Source organism: Streptomyces doebereineriae (assembly GCF_031845645.1).
Classification (GTDB): domain Bacteria; phylum Actinomycetota; class Actinomycetes; order Streptomycetales; family Streptomycetaceae; genus Streptomyces; species Streptomyces canus.
The window spans coordinates 1-390 of the sequence record NZ_JAVREZ010000579.1 but is presented as its reverse complement, the minus strand read 5'-3'; the positions used below and the strand labels follow the sequence as shown (position 1 = coordinate 390).

General features: G+C 70.3%; 1 pseudogene. It reads left to right on the top strand.

The annotated features are described in order from the left end of the window. Window positions 1-305 (top strand): annotated as a pseudogene (locus tag RNB18_RS53345) (steroid 3-ketoacyl-CoA thiolase); the annotation flags it as partial. Window positions 306-390 lie beyond the last annotated feature (85 nt).

Genomic DNA, 390 nt, shown 5'->3' with positions numbered 1-390 from the left:
CCACTCGGGCGGTGCTCGGCAAGGCGGGCATGTCGCTCAAGGACATCGACCTCGTCGAGATCAACGAGGCGTTCGCGTCGGTGGTGCTCAGCTGGGCCCAGGAGTTCGAGGCGGACCTCGACGGCCTGGAGAAGGTCAACGTCAACGGCGGCGCGATCGCGCTGGGCCACCCGGTCGGCGCGACGGGAGCCCGTCTGATCACCACGGCCCTGCACGAACTGGAACGCCGGGACAAGGAGTTCGCGCTCATCACGATGTGCGCGGGCGGGGCGCTGGCCACGGGGACGATCATCCAGCGGCTGTGACTGCGGGGTTCACCAGGGAGCCCCCAGAACCGCATGAGCCCCGGGACCGCATGAGCCCCCGGCACCTCAGGAGCCCCGGGACCTC